This is a genomic window from Pseudoalteromonas phenolica, assembly GCF_005886345.1.
In the GTDB taxonomy this organism is placed as follows: Bacteria; Pseudomonadota; Gammaproteobacteria; order Enterobacterales; family Alteromonadaceae; genus Pseudoalteromonas; species Pseudoalteromonas phenolica_A.
In genome coordinates this window covers 1-1,350 of sequence record NZ_PNEC01000070.1, presented here as the reverse complement: position 1 = coordinate 1,350, position 1,350 = coordinate 1, and the positions used below count along the sequence as shown (strand labels likewise).

Here is a 1,350-nt window from a genome sequence, read left to right as displayed (position 1 = left end):
CTCCCGATCTAGACGAAGGGGACGCAATATCATGTAGATAATGTGTCACTAGGACTGGTTATTTAAGCTCTTACCATACGAGCGTTTATCTTGAGCACCTTAAGAAAAGTGGCGTCCCCTAGGGGATTCGAACCCCTGTTACCGCCGTGAAAGGGCGGTGTCCTAGGCCTCTAGACGAAGGGGACGCAGTATCATGTAGATAATGTGTCACTAGGACTGGTTATTTAAGCTCTTACCATACGAGCGTTTATCTTGAGCACTTTAAATAAAGTGGCGTCCCCTAGGGGATTCGAACCCCTGTTACCGCCGTGAAAGGGCGGTGTCCTAGGCCTCTAGACGAAGGGGACGCAGTATCATATAGATAATGTGTCACTAGGACTGGTTATTTTAACTCTTACCATACGAGTATATTAACTCCCCTACTCCATTCGAAGAAGTAGCGAAATTGGCGTCCCCTAGGGGATTCGAACCCCTGTTACCGCCGTGAAAGGGCGGTGTCCTAGGCCTCTAGACGAAGGGGACACAAAACTGTGTTTTCTAGGACATTTGCACTTAGTAAATTGGTGGAGCTATGCGGGATCGAACCGCAGACCTCCTCGCTGCCAGCGAGGCGCTCTCCCAGCTGAGCTATAGCCCCTTACCTTGGGCTTATCTAACCTTTCAGTTAGTCACCTGTATTGCTGAGTGCGGGGCGCATTCTATGCACCCATAAAATTAAAGTCAACAATTTTTCATTAACTTTTTACTGTTCGCTTTAAAAAACAGCAAACAGGCGCATATATAACCACAACAACCATTTTGAGGCAACTAAACCCTCTCTATATCACCACCTTAGCCTTCAAATTATTCTATTTTATTGCCTGCCACATTCAAATACCGACCAGAGTCATGATGTTTGCTATTGATGCTCTGTATTCCGCTCTATAAAAAAGAGCATCTATAGTTAGTTTTGAGACAAGCTTAAAGACCATCACCTTTCATTTACTAATATAGCCCTGCATATAATTCATAATATTGAGCACTTTGACTTTGGCTTCTTTTTCAATGAATCAATTTTCTTGTTTTTTTATATTTTTGAACGTGAAAATGCACTAGGTATATAATGAAGAATAATTGCAATTTGATGATAAAACCCGCAGACAGACCAAAATTGTAAATTCAACTATTGACTCTGTTGCAAGTCTCCCTATAATACCGCTCCACAACGACACGGTAACGTGTTGTTTTTAGATATGGGTCGTTAGCTCAGTTGGGAGAGCATCGCCCTTACAAGGCGAGGGTCACTGGTTCAAGTCCAGTACGACCCACCACATATCTAAACTTATCTATAATGGGTCGTTAGCTCAGTTG

General features: G+C 43.3%; 5 tRNA genes. 1 reads left to right on the top strand and 4 read right to left on the bottom strand.

Features of this window, described 5'->3' with window-relative positions:
- Window positions 1-109: 109 nt before the first annotated feature.
- The 4 genes from CWB72_RS19585 to CWB72_RS19570 form a co-directional block, all read right to left on the bottom strand.
- A tRNA-Glu gene (locus tag CWB72_RS19585) sits at window positions 110-185 on the bottom strand.
- 86 nt (window positions 186-271) lie between these two features.
- A tRNA-Glu gene (locus CWB72_RS19580) sits at window positions 272-347 on the bottom strand.
- A gap of 99 nt (window positions 348-446) precedes the next feature.
- A tRNA-Glu gene (locus CWB72_RS19575) sits at window positions 447-522 on the bottom strand.
- Between the two features lie 39 nt (window positions 523-561).
- Window positions 562-637, bottom strand: a tRNA-Ala gene (locus tag CWB72_RS19570).
- A gap of 597 nt (window positions 638-1,234) precedes the next feature.
- On the opposite strand from CWB72_RS19570, the gene CWB72_RS19565 reads away from it, so the two are divergent.
- Window positions 1,235-1,310: transfer RNA gene (locus tag CWB72_RS19565), tRNA-Val, on the top strand.
- The last annotated feature ends 40 nt before the right edge of the window (window positions 1,311-1,350 follow it).